Here is a 17,334-nt window from a genome sequence, read left to right on the forward strand (position 1 = left end):
GCATCTAATTATTTCCTTACAACATTTTTGATTTCCATTATATGAACATCATTTGATTCACGTTACAATGATAGGAACAAATTGTTCTAGTGGGAGGCTATGCCAATATGAGGCGTTATAAATGGACGTTCGCAATCGTCGTCTTACTCATTCTGACACCATTTGCCATTTGGTTCTTGAAGCAGGAAAAGACATTAGACATTGCGCTATTTGATTACACGAACGGAACGGAAGAGCGAGAGCATGCCGGAACGACGTGGTTATTGAATCACTTAAAGATCCGAAATACGCAAGGGCAAGATTATACGTATTCGGACTACATCAACCGGTATGATGGTACACAAGGTAAAAAAATGTTACAACAAGCCTCTAAAGCAGATGTGCTGTTGTTTACGGATACGTACGGAAAATCATATGACGTCAACGGGAAAAAAGAACATCGTGGTGGCTTGACGACAGAAGACGTCGAACTAGCAACTGAAGCGATTTCGCAAGGAAAAACCGTCGTGGCGGAATTTAATACAGCAGCAAGTCCGACGTCAGTCGAGCGGTCCAGTGCGTTTCGACAATTATTCGGAACGGCTTGGACAGGATGGATCGGTCGATTTTTTCCAGATTTAACAAAACTGCAAGGTCTTGAGAAAAACGTCGTAGCTCAATTAAAAACACAAGCGAAAGAAAAAGAGTTCAAACTATCAGGTCCGGGTTATGTTTTTATTAATGATTCGACCGAAAAAGCTTTTTTCGTCAATGATGACACTCCTTTACTTTACAAGTGGGATCAAAATAAGGGGAATGCAAAAGATGAGGTCCGTTATAACTACTGGTTCGAGATTCTTGAACTAGATGGCGGGAAACAACAAGCGCATTTCTCTTGGAATCCTTCGAAACAGACACAAGCAATGCTTCGAAAATACCAGTTGCCGCTTGAGTTTCCAGCGTATGTCACGCAAGGAAGTGGTCACTATTTTGCCGGTGATTATACGGACGTCGCGGATATCCCACGTTATTATCGATACAGTGGTCTCGATTGGTTCCGCAAACAGTTCATCCTCGATAGTGCGGAAAGTGAATCGGCGTTCTTCTGGAAGATTTACGCCCCGACGCTGACGCGGATTCTTGAAGATACGAAACGGATCTCGACACAAACTGCGAAGATCAAACCACTTTCACAAACGAAGGTCGGTAATCAAGAGTTGCGGACCCGAGCTCGTGAAGGACAGGACACACTTGAGATGTATCAAGATGGTGAATGGAAGCCGTACTTCGTTAAGGGTGTCAACATTGGACTTGGTCGACCAGGTGCATTTCCCGGGGAACATGCCATCAGCCGAAACGAATATGATCGTTGGTTGAAGGAAATCGGAGCGATGGGGGTCAATACGATTCGTGTGTACACGTTGCACCCTCCTGCTTTTTACGATGCATTAAAAGCTTACAACGAACAGGCGAAACAACCGATTTATCTCATGCAAGGCATGTGGGTCGAAGAGAAGCCGTTCGAGGAACTAAAAAATGCATTTGATCCAAAGTTCATGAAGATGACAGATACGGAAGCAAAACGAATGGTTGACGTCATTCATGGAAACGCAGTCGTTAAAGAAGTTGTTGGTCATGCTTCCGGAACATACACTTCAGACGTCTCGCAATACGTTTCAGCATTTGTCTTCGGAATCGAATGGTTACCGGAAGCTGTCGTTGAAACAAATAAAAAGAACAAAGGAACACGTTTCGAAGGACAATATGTAACGACGACGAAAGAAGCGTCTCCTTTCGAATCGTGGTTAGCAGGTCGGATGGATACGGCGACTGCACACGAAATCAAAGAGTACGGCACAACACGACCAATCGGTTCGACGAACTGGCCGACGACGGATCCGTTGAAACACCCAAAAGAGATTGAGGAAGAACAGGACCTCGTCTCCATTGATTTCAATCACTTAAAAGCAACGAAGGATTTCCCGGGTGGCTTGTTCGCGTCTTACCACATCTATCCGTACTATCCTTCGTTCATCAAGGAAGAGTACAGTCAAAAAACGGACAAAGGATCTGAATCGTATGCCCGTTACTTGAAGAAGATGAAGGATTATCATGATATGCCGCTACTTGTATCAGAATTCGGAATTCCGAGTTCTCGCGGGAAGACGCACCTCGGACCAAATGGTTTCGATCAAGGGCATGTCAGTGAGAAGAAACAAGGCGAACTCGTCGCACAACTCTATCAAGACATTAAAGACGTCAAAACAGCCGGTGGACTCGTCTTCATCTGGCAAGATGAATGGTTCAAGCGGACGTGGAACACGATGGATTATGATGATGCCAATACGCGTCCCCGTTGGTCGAATGTCCAGACGAGCGAACAACATTTCGGTATGCTTGGTTTCCTGCGTTCAGATATCGTCATTGACGGGAAATTGGATGATTGGAAAGGGTATGCACCAGTCGCTGAAAATAAGGATCAAGCGATATATATGACATCCGACGAAGCCTATCTCTATTTGCGTATCGACCGGAAAAAAGCAGAGCCGACGACACTTGCGCTATCGACGAAACCGAACGATGGGAATACGAAAGTCGGTCCGTTGATGCTTGACGAAGGAGCGGAATATCGCCTGACGATCGATCTGAAGGCGCGCATCGATGTCGATGCTCGTTATGATATCTTCCGTTATCACTATGGTCTCAAGATGCCGTTTGAGATGGTAAAACCACCGTCTGATCAAAAAGACAGCGGTAAGTTCGTTCCAATTTATCAAATGCTCGATTATGCAAGACGCGACCCGGTGACGAAAAAAATCGTCAAACCAGCCGTCAAGTGGGACACGGGTGTTTTACATGAAGGAGAACCAGACGATATCTTGACAGATATCTCAGATATCACGAAACCAACCGTAGAGCTCCGTATTCCATGGATGGTCTTGAATATGCGAGACCCTAGTAAACATGAAATCATCGGTGACTTCTGGAAAGATGGATTAGAAGCGAAGATGATTACGGAAGGAATCGAAGTCACAGGTCAAGTTGGTGAGACACGTATCCCTGAAAAGGATCGTGGTTTCTACAACTGGGCAGAGTGGACGAATCCGCAACAGCGAGAAGAACTGAAACCTGTCTATCGGACGATGAAAAAAGCATTCACTGAGGGAGGAAACTAAATGCGACGTGAAGAGATGTGGAAAATAATCAATCAGTCGTTTGAATCAACAAGTCAAGATCGTGAAGTCAGTTCGTCGATTGAATGGACGGAAGAAACCGTCCGGCAATCGTCGACGAATACCTTGTTCGTGCACACAGTTGGACGAATGCCGGAGACGGTCAATGGTCTGATCGAAGAGGGATGGTGCGTGCAAACGGACATCTCTTATGCCGATGTCGTTCTCGCAAGCGAACCTGTCATCGAGGAACGAATTCCCGTCGTGTATTTTAATACGGAGACCTCTTTCTATGGTTTAGAAAATGCGCGAGAAATTCTACCGGCGACACTGTCGCGGGAGCTTGTCCTTGACCGGCTAGCGCGTTATAAGAAAATCCATCATATCGCGGATGTCGTCGTCGTAACGGAAGATCCGCATATCCGTCGGATGATGGAACGGGAACTGACGGAACGCTTCGAACGGTTCGTCACATTCGAACGAGCAGAGACATTCCTTGACGAGTACGTAGCATCCCGTCCGTACTTACTCGTGTTTACGTCAGCATTACCACGAGCAGATGGGCTGGAATTACTACTGCGAGCAAAACAACAGAGTGTCGCACCGTTCCAATCGATGATGATCTCGATGTACAACCGTGAACGCGATCATGTTCTTGCGATTGACCGAGGTGTTGATTATATTATGACCCTTCCCTTAAAAATCGAAGAATTCCGCGCGTGGATTCGAAAAGTTGAGGATGGCCGATGATGCAGGCGATTCTAGTATTTATCGTTGTACTCGTTTTCTTACAAGGTGGAGCATTGGTCTATCTCGTCGTTCAAAAACGAAAACGTGCCAACCGCGAGCATTCCCGTAGCGATTGGCAACTTGCTTTTCGAGATGACATCTACGACTATGCGACAGGTGAACGTCAGGACATGCCGACGGTTCAAAAAGGAAACGAGGATTTAGCTGAGCTTGAGCTCTTCGCACTGTCTAACTTGACGGCAACACCGGCACATCTCGAACGAGTGCAAGCTTTTGTCGCTGCTAATATGCAAGCCTATTACGAACAACAATTGAAGCATCACCGTATTGACCGTCGCTTGAACGCTTATGAGGCCGTCTCTCAATTCCGTTTGGTAGCAGTCGCACCGATGATTCATGCGCGTTGGGGAAACACGATTGAAAAAGAAGAGAGCGATGTCATCGTTCGGACCCTCGTCTCACTATCACCGCAAGATGCAATCGCCATCGCCAAGCAAGAAAATGGGATTAGTTTCTTCGGTGCGATTCTTGCGGTCGGTCGTAGTCAAGACTTAGAGGAATGGGTGGCTGTGTTTGAAGAATTGACACTGTCTTTTAAGTTAGCGATCCTTCAGTTGATCTTTGATCGCGATGAGACACGTTATATCGCACTCGTTCGTGACAAGACGACAGATGAAAATCCAGAAATCCGAAAACGTGCCCTTCGTGCGCTCACGCGAATCGGGCTTGAGGAGGACTGGAAGTTATATGTGCCTTACTTGGAAGAAGAATCAAGTTGGGTTGAGCAAATGCTTGCCCTTCGTTTCTTAGAACATGTCGTTCCAGCCGATGCGATACCAGCGATCTTGCCGTTTGTCGGTAGTCGATCGTGGTGGGTCCGGACGGCTGCCTTTGATGCGCTGCTTGCTTGTGGCGGGATCGAACAATTGGCGAAGGTATCAAGTACACATCCCGACCGCTATGCACGTCAAAAAGCTACAGAACGGTTGGCAAAGGAGATGAAGCATCATGTCGTCTGAGACAATCCAAGCCATTATTGAAGTCCTTTCATGGACAGTGTTGATTTATATGTTACTCGTCATCGTGTTCTATTCGATGCTTTACCTGATTTCAGCTCAAATGGTGCGACGGCAACGCTTCCGTCGGAAAGAGAGCTCTTACTTGCCACTGATGCGCTCTCTCTATACACGGCCGGTCAGTATCCTTGTACCAGCGTACAATGAGGAATATACGATCGTCTCGAGTGTCCAAGCTTTGCTAGCACTTGACTATCCGGAGCATGAAGTCATCGTCATCAATGATGGTTCAAAGGACGGAACGATGGACGAATTGTTCCGATCGTATGAGCTGGAGAAGGAAATCCGCTATCCGAGGATTCTAATCGGTTCGAAGCCGGTCAAACAAGTCTACCGTTCGCGGATCGATAGTCGTTTGATCGTTATCGATAAAGAGAATGGTGGAAAGGCGGATGCCTTGAATGCCGGTATCGACCATTCCAGTTATCCGTATTTCTGCTCGCTTGACGCGGATTCGATTTTAGAGCGGGATGCCCTATTAAAAGTCATGAAACCGATCGTCGAGTCCGACGAAGAGGTCGTCGCGACATGCGGTTCAATCTTCCTCGTCAATGGCTGTACGATTGAAGGTGGTGAAATCGTCGAGATTCGGACACCAAAACAACGGATCGTCTTGATGCAGATGATTGAATATTTCCGAGCATTCTTATTTGGCCGCCTTGGACTTAGCCGTTTCAACATCTTATTGATTGTCTCTGGTGCGTTCGGTCTGTTCCAAAAGAACATCGTTGTCCAGGCAGGTGGATATAAGGAAGGACTTGTCGGTGAGGATATGGAACTTGTCGTTCGTTTGCACCGATACATGAAGGAAAATAAACTCGATAAACGCATCGAGTACGTTCCGGCACCAGTCTGTTGGACGCAAGCTCCGGAGTCAATGGAAGTGTTGCGGTCGCAACGGACACGTTGGCACCGTGGGCTAGCTGAGACACTCTGGACGCATAAGCGCATGATCGGTAATCCGAAATATGGTTCTGTTGGTGGCGTTTCGATGCTATATTTCTTTTTGATTGAATTACTCGGACCTATCGTTGAACTGATCGGATATTTCATCATTCCGCTCAACCTGCTCGTCGGGACGCTTAACTTTGAATTTGGTATCGTCTTATTGGTCGTCGCCTTACTCTATGGTTCCTTATTATCAGCAGGTGCCGTATTATTGGAAGAGTGGACGATGCACCGATTCAAGAACGTCAAAGAATTGATTCGGTTGTATTTATGGTCCTTGACCGAGTCGTTCTGGTACCGTCCGATTTTAGTCTTCTTCAAACTAGGTGGATTGATTCAATTCTTGACTGGTCGAGGAAACTGGGGACAGATGGAGCGCCAACGCCTCGAAGACGTCACCGAGGAAAAAGTCGGCTGACGAATAGGTATGAGGAGGATATGCTAGGTGGATTTGTTACGAAACAAATGGTTTAAAGCATTAATTTGGGTATTAGTGATTTTTCTTGTCATCTGGGTCGGTACAAAGATCTCATTTTTATTCCAGCCGATAAAAGTCATGCTGGCATTGATCTTCCCACCGCTCATTATTGCGGGTATTTTCTATTACTTCACGCTCGGGATCGTAGATGCGTTACAAAAACGAGTCAAGAAACGTGGTCTTGCCGTGTTGATCGTTTTACTTGGTTTCATCACGATCCTGACGATCGCCGTCGCTTCAATCGGACCGATCTTAGTTGAGCAGGTGACAGATTTTGCAACGAGCATTCCGACGCTCGTCATCGAATTGCGTGATCAAACGTTAAATTTACGCGATCAGCTGATGGACAATCGTTTTATCTCGACCTGGGTACATGAGAATACAGATTTATTTGATAAGTGGACGAATGAAGCGACATCGTATGTCGGTACCGTCTTCAAGTCCGTCTCGACGTCCGTTGGAACGATTTTCGGTGTCATCTCTTCGACGGTCTTAATCATCGTCTTAGTGCCGTTCATCTTAGTGTATATGTTGCTTGACGGGTATAAATTCCCTGACTCCGTCGTGAAATTGTTACCGCGTAGCTACGAAACGGAAACGCGTAAAATTCTGCACGACATGCACGTGACAGTAAAGCATTACGTCAACGGACAGGTCATCGTCTCAATCTGCGTCGGTGTGATGTCCTTGATCGGCTTTTTCATTGCTGACATTCAATATGCGTTATTGCTTGCCTTATTCTGTACGGTGACGAACATCATCCCGTATCTTGGACCTTACATCGGTGCCGTCCCGGCAGTCATTGTCGGATTCATTGATGATCCGATCAAAGCGGTCTATGCGATCATCACGATCGTCGTCGCGCAACAAATCGAATCGAACTTGATTTCTCCTTACGTTCAAGGAAAAACACTCAAGGTCCATCCCCTGACGATCATCATCGTTTTGCTAGTTGCCGGGAAAATCGGTGGCATCATCGGTGTCATCTTGGCAGTTCCGACCTATGCGGTCTCAAAAGTCGTCATTCAGAACATCGCTCGGATTTATCGTTTACGTCAGCAACGTCTCGATGTACCGGACGTGACGGTATCACCTGAATCGTTGAAGTAAAGTGTAACCCTCTGCTCTTTTTAGGAGCAGAGGGTTTGTGATTTTTACGGGAGAGGGATAAGGTAGAAGAAGAGAAAAAATGAAGAAGATTTCACAACTTCGACTCATTTTAGTTTATAAATTGATTGGAATCTTTTTTATAATGGTTATAATGTAGGATAGAGAACGAAAAGATAGATCGGAACGAAATCTTTGGACGTAAGGGGTAGAGCGCATGCATATCGTAGTGGTCGGCTTGAATAACAAAACAGCGCCTGTATCAATACGCGAACAAGTCTCATTTGGGGAGCATGAGATGAAGGGAGCGGTCGTCGCATTGCGCGATGAAAAAAGTATCTTTGAAAGTGTCATCGTCTCGACATGTAACCGGACGGAACTGTACGTCGTGACGGATCAGCCACATACAGGACGGTATTATACAAAACGTTTCCTTGCAAACTGGTTTGGTTTGACGATGGAAGAGCTCGAGCCGTATCTCTTCATCCATGAAGGATTCGATGCGATGAAACATCTGTTCCGCGTGACAAGTGGTCTTGATTCAATGATCGTCGGTGAAACGCAAATCCTTGGTCAGGTCAAGACAAGCTTCTTCATGGCACAGAAGCTTGAAACGACAGGAACGGTCTTTAACAAACTCTTCAAAGAAGCGGTCACGCTCGCCAAACGGGCTCACGCAGAAACTGGAATCGGTGAAAATGCCGTTTCTGTCAGTGCTGCTGCCGTCACGCTTGCCGAACAGTTACTCGGATCGCTTGAAGATAAATCGATTGTCGTCATCGGTGCGGGAGAAACTGGCGAATTGACGACGCTCAACTTATATGAAGCAGGAGCTCGTGACATCACGGTCTTTAACCGAACGCTCGCCAAAGCAGAAGAGGTCGCGAATCGGTTCGAAGGATCAGCGCATTCGATTAACGAGATGCAGTGCGGTTTGCTTCGGGCAGACATCGTCATTTCTTCAACAGGTGCAAAACGTGCCATCATCAAACGGGAAGACATCGCAGCAGCACAGCTGTTCCGTCACGATCGTCCATTCTTGTTGATTGACATCGCAGTACCGCGCGACATCGAACCGACCGTTGGTGACTTGCCAGGCGTTCATTTATATGATGTCGATGATCTGACATCGATCGTCCAGCAAAACATGGCGGAACGGATGAAGGAAGCGGCGAAAATCGAACAACGAATCGAAGCGGCAATCGCTGAGTTCGAAGGGTGGATGACGACACTTGGTGTCGTGCCGATCATCACGGAATTACGAGACCAAGCATTGCGGATTCAACAAGAGACAATGCAAAGCTTGGAACGGAAATTACCGGAGATGTCAAAACGTGAAAAAACCGTCATTGGTAAACACATGAAATCCATCATCAATCAATTGTTGCGTGAACCGCTATCTTACATCAAAGATGCGGCAGCGAAACCGGATGCTGATGAGCGGATCGCGCAGTTCATGGATACGTTCGCATTAAACGAAGACTTGTTTGATGGGCTCGAAGATGAAATCGTGACGTCAGAAGAGACGACACCTTCAGCAAAAGCTGTGAACCGGTGAACAAAGTACGATTTGTGTTACAATAGAAAATGCATGGGGCGGACTTGTGCCGCCCCTTTATCATTGTACAGGGGGATTTTAGCATGCGAAAAATCATTGTTGGATCGCGAAGCTCGAAGCTAGCGATGACACAGACGAAATGGGTCATTGATCAGTTGAAACAAGCCGGCGCGCCGTATGAGTTCGAAATCAAGAACATCATCACAAAAGGAGACCGCATTTTGGATGTGACGCTCTCAAAAGTCGGTGGTAAAGGGTTATTCGTAAAAGAGATCGAACAGCAGATGATTGACGAAGAAATCGATTTTGCTGTTCACAGCATGAAGGATTTACCGTCTGAACTACCGGATGGTCTCATCATCGGTGCCACACCAGCGCGTGTCGATGCGCGTGATGCCTTGATCACGAAAACAGGAGAAGGTCTTGCTTCCTTGCCAGAAGGTGCGGTTGTCGGCACGAGCAGCTTACGTCGTGGATCACAATTGCTAAAACTCCGCCCTGATTTAAAAATCGAATCGATTCGCGGGAACATCGATACACGACTTGATAAATTAAAAAATGGTCCGTTTGACGGGATTCTGCTTGCAGCAGCTGGTCTAAAACGGATGGGTTGGTCTGAAGACGTCGTCTCGGAATATCTCTCGACAGATGACATGATTCCAGCCGTCGGTCAAGGAATCCTCGGTATCGAATGTCGCGAACATGACCAAGAAGTACGTGACCTTCTGCACCTGATTCATGATCAGATGACGGAAAAAGTAGCTTACGCAGAGCGCGCTTTCTTAGCGGCGATCGAAGGTAGCTGTCACGTTCCGGTCGGTGGATTCGCAACGATCAACGAAGACATGTCAACGACACTTGTTGGATTCATCGGATCCGTCGATGGAGAGCAAATCCTAATCGAGCGCGAATCAGGTCTTGACCCGATGCAACTCGGTCAAGACGTTGCCGAACGTCTGCTTGCTTCGGGCGGTCGTGAGATTCTCGCGACACTTCCGGATGACTTGTAAGCAGGTACTCTTCACGGGCAGTCGACCACCGACGACCGAGCAGATGGCGCGACTGCGCGCCGTCGCGATCGAGTCAGTGCATTATCCTGTCATTGAAACGCGACCGGTTTCGTTTACGTTGCCAAGGGGAATTGATTGGCTCATCGTGACGAGTCCGAATGGTGTCCACCGGATTGCTGATGCATTGCCTGAATTAGCAGCAACGCGTATCGCGGTCGTCGGACGAAAGACGGCAGACGCACTTGCGAAGTACGGTCGAACAGCCGACTTCTGTCCGTCGACCTTTACAGGAGATGCACTCGTCGCAGAACTCGTACCACACTTATCTGACGGCGATCATATCGTTTTTGCGCGAGGGAACCGCTCGCGGCAAGCACCGGTCGATCAGTTACGAAAACTGAATCGATATACGATCGAGGATATCATCACCTATGAAACCGTCACCCGTCGACTACCTGAAGCTCTTATCAGAAATGCCACCTATATTGGACTGCAGAGTCCTTCCGCTGTCGAAGCGATTGCTCCGCTAGACCCGAAGACGACCTTCATCGTCATCGGGACGATCACGGAGCAAGCAGCAAAAGCAGCCGGACTTCAACCGATCCATGTCGCCCGTGAATTCACGGTGGACGGCATGATTGATCGTATCATTGAGGAGGAATCAGCATGAACACATTAGAATACGCACGTCACCGTCGTTTACGTCATACCGCATCACTCCGGTCACTCGTCCGCGAGAACCAGTTGCATAAATCAGATTTGATTTATCCGATCTTCGTTGCAGAAGGCGAAGACATTAAACGCGAAGTCAGTTCGATGCCAGGCGTCTTCAACTTATCACTTGATCATCTGACGGCTGAGATTGAAGAAGTCGTCGCACTCGGAATCGAATCTGTCATTTTATTCGGTGTTCCGCATGACCACTTGAAAGACGAGCAAGGATCAGGTGCGTTTCACGATCACGGGATCGTTCAAGAAGCGACACGTCTCGTCAAAAAAGTTGCTCCGCAGTTAACGGTCATCGCCGACACATGCTTATGTGAATATACGTCGACAGGTCACTGTGGAATCGTCGCCGACGGTACGGTCGATAATGATGCGTCATTACCGCTTCACGTCAAAACAGCCATCTCACAAGCTCGGGCAGGTGCCGACGTCATCGCTCCATCATCGATGATGGACGGATTCGTCGCAGCGATTCGTCAAGGATTAGACGAGAACGGCTTCAGCCATATTCCGGTCATGAGCTATGGTGTTAAATACGCGTCTGCTTATTACGGTCCATTCCGTGATGCGGCAAATTCGGCACCGGGAGAAGGCGACCGGAAAGGTTATCAAATGGATCCAGCAAACCGTCGCGAAGCGTTCCGCGAAGCAACAGCGGACGTCGATCAAGGAGCTGACTTCATGATCGTCAAACCTGCACTTGCGTTCATGGATATCATTCGTGATGTGCGCGAGCGAATCGATCTACCAATCGTTGCGTATAACGTATCGGGTGAGTATGCAATGGTCAAAGCCGCTGCCTTGAACGGCTGGATCGACGAAGAACGAATCGTCCTTGAGACGATGCTTGGCTTTAAACGAGCAGGCGCTGATTTAATCATCACCTATTTCGCAAAAGACATTTGTCGTTACCTGGAGGGGTCGAAATGAGCTTAATTAACCAGAACTCAAAATCAAAAGCAGCATTCGAGCGGGCACTCCCGCTTATGCCAGGTGGTGTCAACAGTCCGGTCCGTGCTTATAAATCGGTCGGGATGACACCGATTTTCGCAGATCATGCGAAAGGATCAAAGCTCTATGATATCGACGGAAAAGAGTATATCGATTATGTCCTGTCATGGGGACCAATGATTCTCGGTCATGCCGATCCAATCGTCACTTCAGCGATCCAAGAACAAGCGACACGTGGCTGGAGCTACGGGACACCAACGGAAATCGAATCAGCGATGGCGGAAGTCGTCATCAGTCGGGTGCCGTCGGTCGAAGTCGTCCGGATGGTCAACTCAGGGACTGAAGCAACGATGGCAGCGCTTCGTCTCGCACGTGGCTACACAGGTCGGACGAAAATCCTCAAGTTCGAAGGCTGTTACCATGGTCACGGTGACTCGCTCTTGATCAAAGCAGGTTCAGGTGTCGCGACACTCGGATTACCGGATTCACCAGGCGTTCCGGCGCAAATCGCGAGCATGACGCTGACAGTTCCGTACAACGATTTGGATGCTGTCCGGATCGCGTTTGAAAAACACGGGGACGATATCGCTGGTGTCATCGTCGAACCGGCTGCTGGGAACATGGGCTTCGTGCCACCAGAACCAGGCTTCCTCGAAGGCTTACGGGAAATCACGTCGGAAAACGGCGCTTTATTGATCTTTGACGAAGTCATGACCGGTTTCCGTGTCGGATTCCACTGTGCGCAAGGACACTTCGGTGTCACACCGGACATCACATGTCTCGGTAAAGTCATCGGCGGCGGCATGCCAGTCGGGGCTTACGGCGGACGACGTGACATCATGGAACAGATCGCACCACAAGGTCCAATCTATCAAGCGGGTACATTATCCGGGAACCCACTCGCGATGGCAGCGGGTCTAGCAACATTGACACAATTGAAACCAGAGCACTATGAAGAGTTCGACCGGAAAGCAAGCCGTTTGTCGGAAGGTTACCTGAACGCTGCGGCGAAATACAACATTCCGCTGACGACGAACCGTGCAGGCGCGATGTTCGGTGTCTTCTTCACGAATGAACGCGTCACGAACTTCGAAAAAGCGAAAACATCGAACCTTGAGATGTTCCGTTCGTATTATCAAAAGATGGCGGCGCGTGGTGTCTTCTTACCACCATCACAATTTGAAGGTCTCTTCCTGTCGATCGCTCATACGGATGAAGACATCGAGCGGACGATCGAAGCCGTCGAATTGACGTTCAAGGAACTCCAAGTTGAATTTGGTCGTTAAGCAGTTCTTGACGATTGCTTGAACTCTCGGCTAAAATGAGTAAAGAAGAAAATGGCAACAGCGATGACGGGAAGAGTAGTCCTGTATTCGTACCGGTGTAGAGAACACATCCTTGGCTGAAAGATGTGACGGGCGAACAGGAGGAAGGTCACCCCACGAGCTGGTATCGTGAGTCTTACGAGCGATATCCGTCCTCCACACGTTACGTGGCTCGAGGGCATCCGATTTTGGATGAACTAAGGTGGTACCGCGGAAAAAAGCAACGGCTTTCTTTCGTCCTTAGCATAGGACGAGAGAAGCCGTTTTTATTATGGACAAAAAGGGAGCGATCAGGATGCAGGAATTATCAATGCCAACGAAGTATGATCCGCAGGCAACGGAAGAAAAATGGTACGACTTTTGGGTGAAAGGTGACTATTTCAAAGCCGATCAGGATCCAGAAAAAGAGCCGTACACGATCGTCATTCCACCACCGAACGTCACAGGTAAATTGCACCTTGGTCACGCGTGGGACACGACGTTACAAGATATGCTGACACGGATGAAGCGGATGCAAGGATTCGACGTCCTTTATCTACCAGGAATGGACCATGCCGGTATCGCGACGCAAGCAAAAGTCGAACAAAAACTGCGGGCAGAAGGGCAATCACGTCTTGAAATGGGTCGTGAGAAATTCCTCGAGCAATCTTGGGCATGGAAAGAAGAGTACGCGTCAACGATCCGTGCACAATGGGCAAAACTCGGTCTTGGACTCGATTATTCGCGTGAACGCTTCACGCTCGACGAAGGGTTGTCGGAAGCAGTTCAAGAAGTCTTCGTGAAACTTTACGAAAAAGGCTTGATCTATCGTGGCGAATACATCGTTAACTGGGACCCAGCGACGAAAACAGCGATCTCGGATATCGAAGTCATCTATAAGGATATCGAAGGGGCGTTCTATCACTTCAACTATCCATTGACGGACGGTTCAGGTCACGTTGAACTCGCGACGACACGTCCTGAGACGATGCTCGGTGATACAGCGATCGCCGTGAACCCGAAGGATGAGCGTTATGCTCACCTCGTCGGAAAAACGATCACGTTACCAATCGTCGGTCGCGAGATTCCGATCGTTGCCGATGACTATGTCGACATGGAGTTTGGTACAGGTGTCGTTAAGATTACACCAGCACATGACCCGAACGACTTCGAAGTCGGTAACCGTCACGAGTTACCACGTGTCCTCGTCATGAATGAAGATGGAACGATGAACGAGAACGCAGGGAAATACGAAGGCATGGATCGTTTCGAATGCCGAAAACAAATCGTTGAAGATTTAAAAGCAGAAGGTGTTCTGATCAAGATCGAACCACACTTGCACTCTGTTGGTCACTCGGAACGTTCAGATGCAATCGTCGAGCCGTATCTCTCATTACAATGGTTCGTCAAAATGGAACCACTCGCGCAAAAAGCACTCGAGGAACAACAAGGACCGGACAAGGTCAACTTCGTTCCACAACGCTTTGAAAACACGTATGTACGTTGGATGGAAAACATCCGTGACTGGTGTGTCAGCCGTCAACTGTGGTGGGGACACCGGATTCCGGCTTGGTACCATAAAGAAACAGGCGAAGTCTACGTTGGCAAGGAAGCACCAGCCGATCTCGAGAACTGGGAGCAAGACAACGATGTTCTCGATACATGGTTCTCTTCAGCCCTTTGGCCGTTCTCAACGATGGGTTGGCCGAACACGGACGCAGCGGATTATCAGAAATACTTCCCGACATCGACACTCGTTACAGGGTACGACATCATCGCCTTCTGGGTATCACGGATGATCTTCCAATCGTATGAATTCACGGGACAACGTCCATTCCAAGACGTCTTGATCCACGGATTGATTCGTGATTCGGAAGGACGCAAGATGTCGAAATCCCTCGGGAACGGGATCGACCCGATGGATGTCATTGAGAAGTATGGTGCCGATTCACTTCGTTGGTTCTTAACGACAGGATCGACGCCAGGGAATGATCTTCGTTTCTACTGGGAAAAGATCGAAGCAACATGGAACTTCTCGAACAAACTGTGGAACGCAAGCCGTTTTGCCTTGATGAACATGGATGGTCTAACGTTTGATCAGATTGATTTGACAGGCGAGAAATCACTCGCAGATAAGTGGATCCTGACACGTTTACAGACAACGATTGATGACGTGACACGTCTATCGGATAAATATGAGTTTGGTGAAGCAGGACGTATTCTCTATCACTTCATCTGGGAAGACTTCTGTAACTGGTATATCGAGATGGCGAAGTTACCGCTCAACGGGGAAGACGAAGCAGCGAAACAAACGACGCGTTCGGTTCTTGCCTATACACTCGACCGGATCATGCGCTTGATGCATCCGTTCATGCCGTTCATCACGGAAGAAATCTGGCAACACTTACCGCATGAAGGTGAGACGATCACACGTGCCGCATGGCCGACACGCGAGGCGTCACTCGACTTCCCGGAAGCTGTTCCAGCATTTGAAGCGGTTCAGAACGTCATCCGTTCGGTTCGTAACATCCGCGCGGAAGTGAACGCACCGATGTCGAAACAGATCCAACTGTTCATCTCGACGAACGACGCACGTGTTCAAGACGACTTGTCGTCAAACAGCTCGTACTTGCAAAAGTTCACGAACGCGTCTGAACTCCGGATTGAAGAACAGATGCCGGCGCCAGAAAAAGCGATGAGTGCGATCGTAACGGGAGCAGAATTGTTCATCCCACTCGCTGACTTGATCAACATCGAGGAAGAAATCGCGCGCTTGAATAAAGAACTCGTCAAGTATACGAAAGAAGTCGAACGGGTCGAGAAAAAACTCAACAACCCTGGCTTCGTCGGCAAAGCACCGGCACATGTCATTGATGAAGAAAAAGCGAAGGCACTTGATTACACGGAAAAACGTCAAGCTGTCGAAGCACGCATCAACGAACTCTCACACTAATTACAGCAGTGGCTCAAGTCTCCTTGAGCCACTTTTTTTAAAGGAGCGAACAGCATGAGGACGCGAGAAGATGTATTGGATTGGTTATCGAGCTTACTAGCATTCGGCGTCAAACCAGGTCTTGAACGGATGCAGGCGATGTTACTGGAATTACAGATTGACCCGGACGCGATTCCGACGATTCATGTCGCTGGCACGAACGGAAAAGGATCGACGGTCGCGTTCTTGCGTGAGATGGGAATTGCGGAAGGATTACAAATTGGGACGTTTACGTCGCCGTATATCATTCAGTTCGAGGAACGGATCATGTTGAATGGGGTACCGATCGCAGAAGACGACCTGGTCGCAGCTGCGATCGCTGTTCAAGCTGCCATCGGGCACATCGATCCGGCACTCGGTACAGTCACTGAGTTCGAAGCATTAACAGGACTTGCTTTCTATTATTTTGATCAGATTCGCCCGGATTTCGTCATCTATGAGGTCGGTCTCGGTGGACTGTATGACTCAACGAACGTCTTCAAAAAGCCGGTCGCAGCAATCATCACGTCGATCGGTCATGATCATCAAGCGATTCTCGGAGATACGCTCCAAGAGATCGCCTTACAGAAGTTCGGCATCATCAAACAAGGGACACCGGTCATCGCCGGAAAACTGCAAGAAGAACTGACAGTGCCGTTAATGGCGTATTGCGGTGACCGGAATGCAACGTTGAAATGGAGTCAGGAAGCCATCATCCGTTACCGCTTAAAAGAGACGGGGACCTGGGCGACATATGATGGAATACCAGAGACGCGCTTAGGTCTTGAAGGCCATCATCAAGTCCATAATGCGGCGAACGCCGTCATTTGTGCGCGGCGACTCGGCTGGTCGAAAGCGGCAATCCGAAAAGGATTACGGGAGGCAAAACATCCGGGACGGTTTGAGATCATCTCGCGCAAACCACGAATCATTCTCGATGGTGCCCATAACCCGGAAGGCATCACGGCACTGGTTGAACGCTTAAAAGAGGAGTCAAAGCCCGTGACGTTACTCTGTTCGATTTTGCGTGACAAAGACCGGACGGCGATGCTTACGCAGCTAAGCAACGTTACACCAGATATTTACGAGACGACATTTGATTTTCCGCGAGCAAGGACATTCGATGAGTTAAAACAAGACGGGGCTAATGTAACGACGGTCGAAGCGTTCTTCAATCAATTAGAGATGGACCGGACATACGTCGTGACGGGATCACTTTATTTCATCAGTGAAGTGCGTCATTATTACGCTTCCATTTTTACAAAAAAGGGAAAATCCTGATTCTCTCGTTATAATGAAATGG

12 protein-coding genes and 1 other annotated feature are annotated in these 17,334 nt (G+C 48.4%); all 12 genes read left to right on the forward strand.

The features are described 5' to 3' along the window. Nucleotides 1-107 precede the first annotated feature (107 nt). The 12 genes from HZS85_RS03190 to HZS85_RS03245 all read left to right on the forward strand — a co-directional run bounded on the left by HZS85_RS03190 (nucleotide 108) and on the right by HZS85_RS03245 (nucleotide 17,312). Nucleotides 108-3,155, forward strand: a complete 3,048-nt coding sequence (locus HZS85_RS03190; protein ID WP_251137792.1) for a hypothetical protein — start codon at nucleotides 108-110, stop codon at nucleotides 3,153-3,155. Continuing rightward, nucleotides 3,156-3,902 (forward strand): response regulator, encoded by a 747-nt coding sequence (locus tag HZS85_RS03195; RefSeq protein ID WP_214852987.1) that lies wholly within the window; start codon nucleotides 3,156-3,158, stop codon nucleotides 3,900-3,902. It begins immediately after the preceding gene. Further along, nucleotides 3,899-4,921, forward strand: a complete 1,023-nt coding sequence (locus HZS85_RS03200; RefSeq protein WP_214852990.1) for a HEAT repeat domain-containing protein — start codon at nucleotides 3,899-3,901, stop codon at nucleotides 4,919-4,921. The genes HZS85_RS03195 and HZS85_RS03200 overlap by 4 nt, the downstream gene beginning before the upstream one ends. Continuing rightward, nucleotides 4,911-6,344, forward strand: coding sequence for a glycosyltransferase family 2 protein (locus tag HZS85_RS03205; RefSeq protein WP_056062594.1), 1,434 nt, complete (start codon nucleotides 4,911-4,913; stop codon nucleotides 6,342-6,344). The genes HZS85_RS03200 and HZS85_RS03205 overlap by 11 nt, the downstream gene beginning before the upstream one ends. A 27-nt stretch (nucleotides 6,345-6,371) precedes the next feature. Then, a complete protein-coding gene (locus HZS85_RS03210) occupies nucleotides 6,372-7,514 on the forward strand; it encodes an AI-2E family transporter (protein ID WP_052018986.1) in 1,143 nt (380 codons plus the stop codon). A gap of 214 nt (nucleotides 7,515-7,728) precedes the next feature. Further along, entirely contained in the window at nucleotides 7,729-9,069 is a 1,341-nt protein-coding gene (hemA, locus tag HZS85_RS03215) for a glutamyl-tRNA reductase (protein ID WP_035406423.1), read from the forward strand. An 83-nt stretch (nucleotides 9,070-9,152) separates the two neighbouring features. After that, nucleotides 9,153-10,079 carry a hydroxymethylbilane synthase gene (hemC, locus tag HZS85_RS03220; RefSeq protein ID WP_214852993.1) on the forward strand — a complete coding sequence of 309 codons (927 nt, stop codon included), beginning with the start codon at nucleotides 9,153-9,155 and terminating at the stop codon, nucleotides 10,077-10,079. Next, nucleotides 10,069-10,749, forward strand: coding sequence for a uroporphyrinogen-III synthase (locus HZS85_RS03225; RefSeq protein ID WP_214852997.1), 681 nt, complete (start codon nucleotides 10,069-10,071; stop codon nucleotides 10,747-10,749). The genes hemC and HZS85_RS03225 overlap by 11 nt, the downstream gene beginning before the upstream one ends. Beyond that, entirely contained in the window at nucleotides 10,746-11,735 is a 990-nt protein-coding gene (gene hemB / locus HZS85_RS03230) for a porphobilinogen synthase (RefSeq protein WP_023468970.1), read from the forward strand. Before HZS85_RS03225 ends, hemB begins: the two co-directional genes overlap by 4 nt. After that, complete coding sequence (gene hemL, locus HZS85_RS03235; protein ID WP_214852999.1) at nucleotides 11,732-13,042, forward strand: glutamate-1-semialdehyde 2,1-aminomutase; 1,311 nt, start codon at nucleotides 11,732-11,734, stop codon at nucleotides 13,040-13,042. Before hemB ends, hemL begins: the two co-directional genes overlap by 4 nt. A 54-nt stretch (nucleotides 13,043-13,096) precedes the next feature. Beyond that, nucleotides 13,097-13,326, forward strand: a binding site (T-box leader). Nucleotides 13,327-13,376: 50 nt separating this feature from the next. Beyond that, a complete protein-coding gene (locus HZS85_RS03240) occupies nucleotides 13,377-16,013 on the forward strand; it encodes a valine--tRNA ligase (RefSeq protein ID WP_396200878.1) in 2,637 nt (878 codons plus the stop codon). A 54-nt stretch (nucleotides 16,014-16,067) separates the two neighbouring features. Beyond that, nucleotides 16,068-17,312, forward strand: a complete 1,245-nt coding sequence (locus HZS85_RS03245) for a bifunctional folylpolyglutamate synthase/dihydrofolate synthase (protein ID WP_214853003.1) — start codon at nucleotides 16,068-16,070, stop codon at nucleotides 17,310-17,312. Nucleotides 17,313-17,334 lie beyond the last annotated feature (22 nt).

Source organism: Exiguobacterium sp. s130, from assembly GCF_018619055.1.
In the GTDB taxonomy this organism is placed as follows: Bacteria; Bacillota; Bacilli; order Exiguobacteriales; family Exiguobacteriaceae; genus Exiguobacterium_A.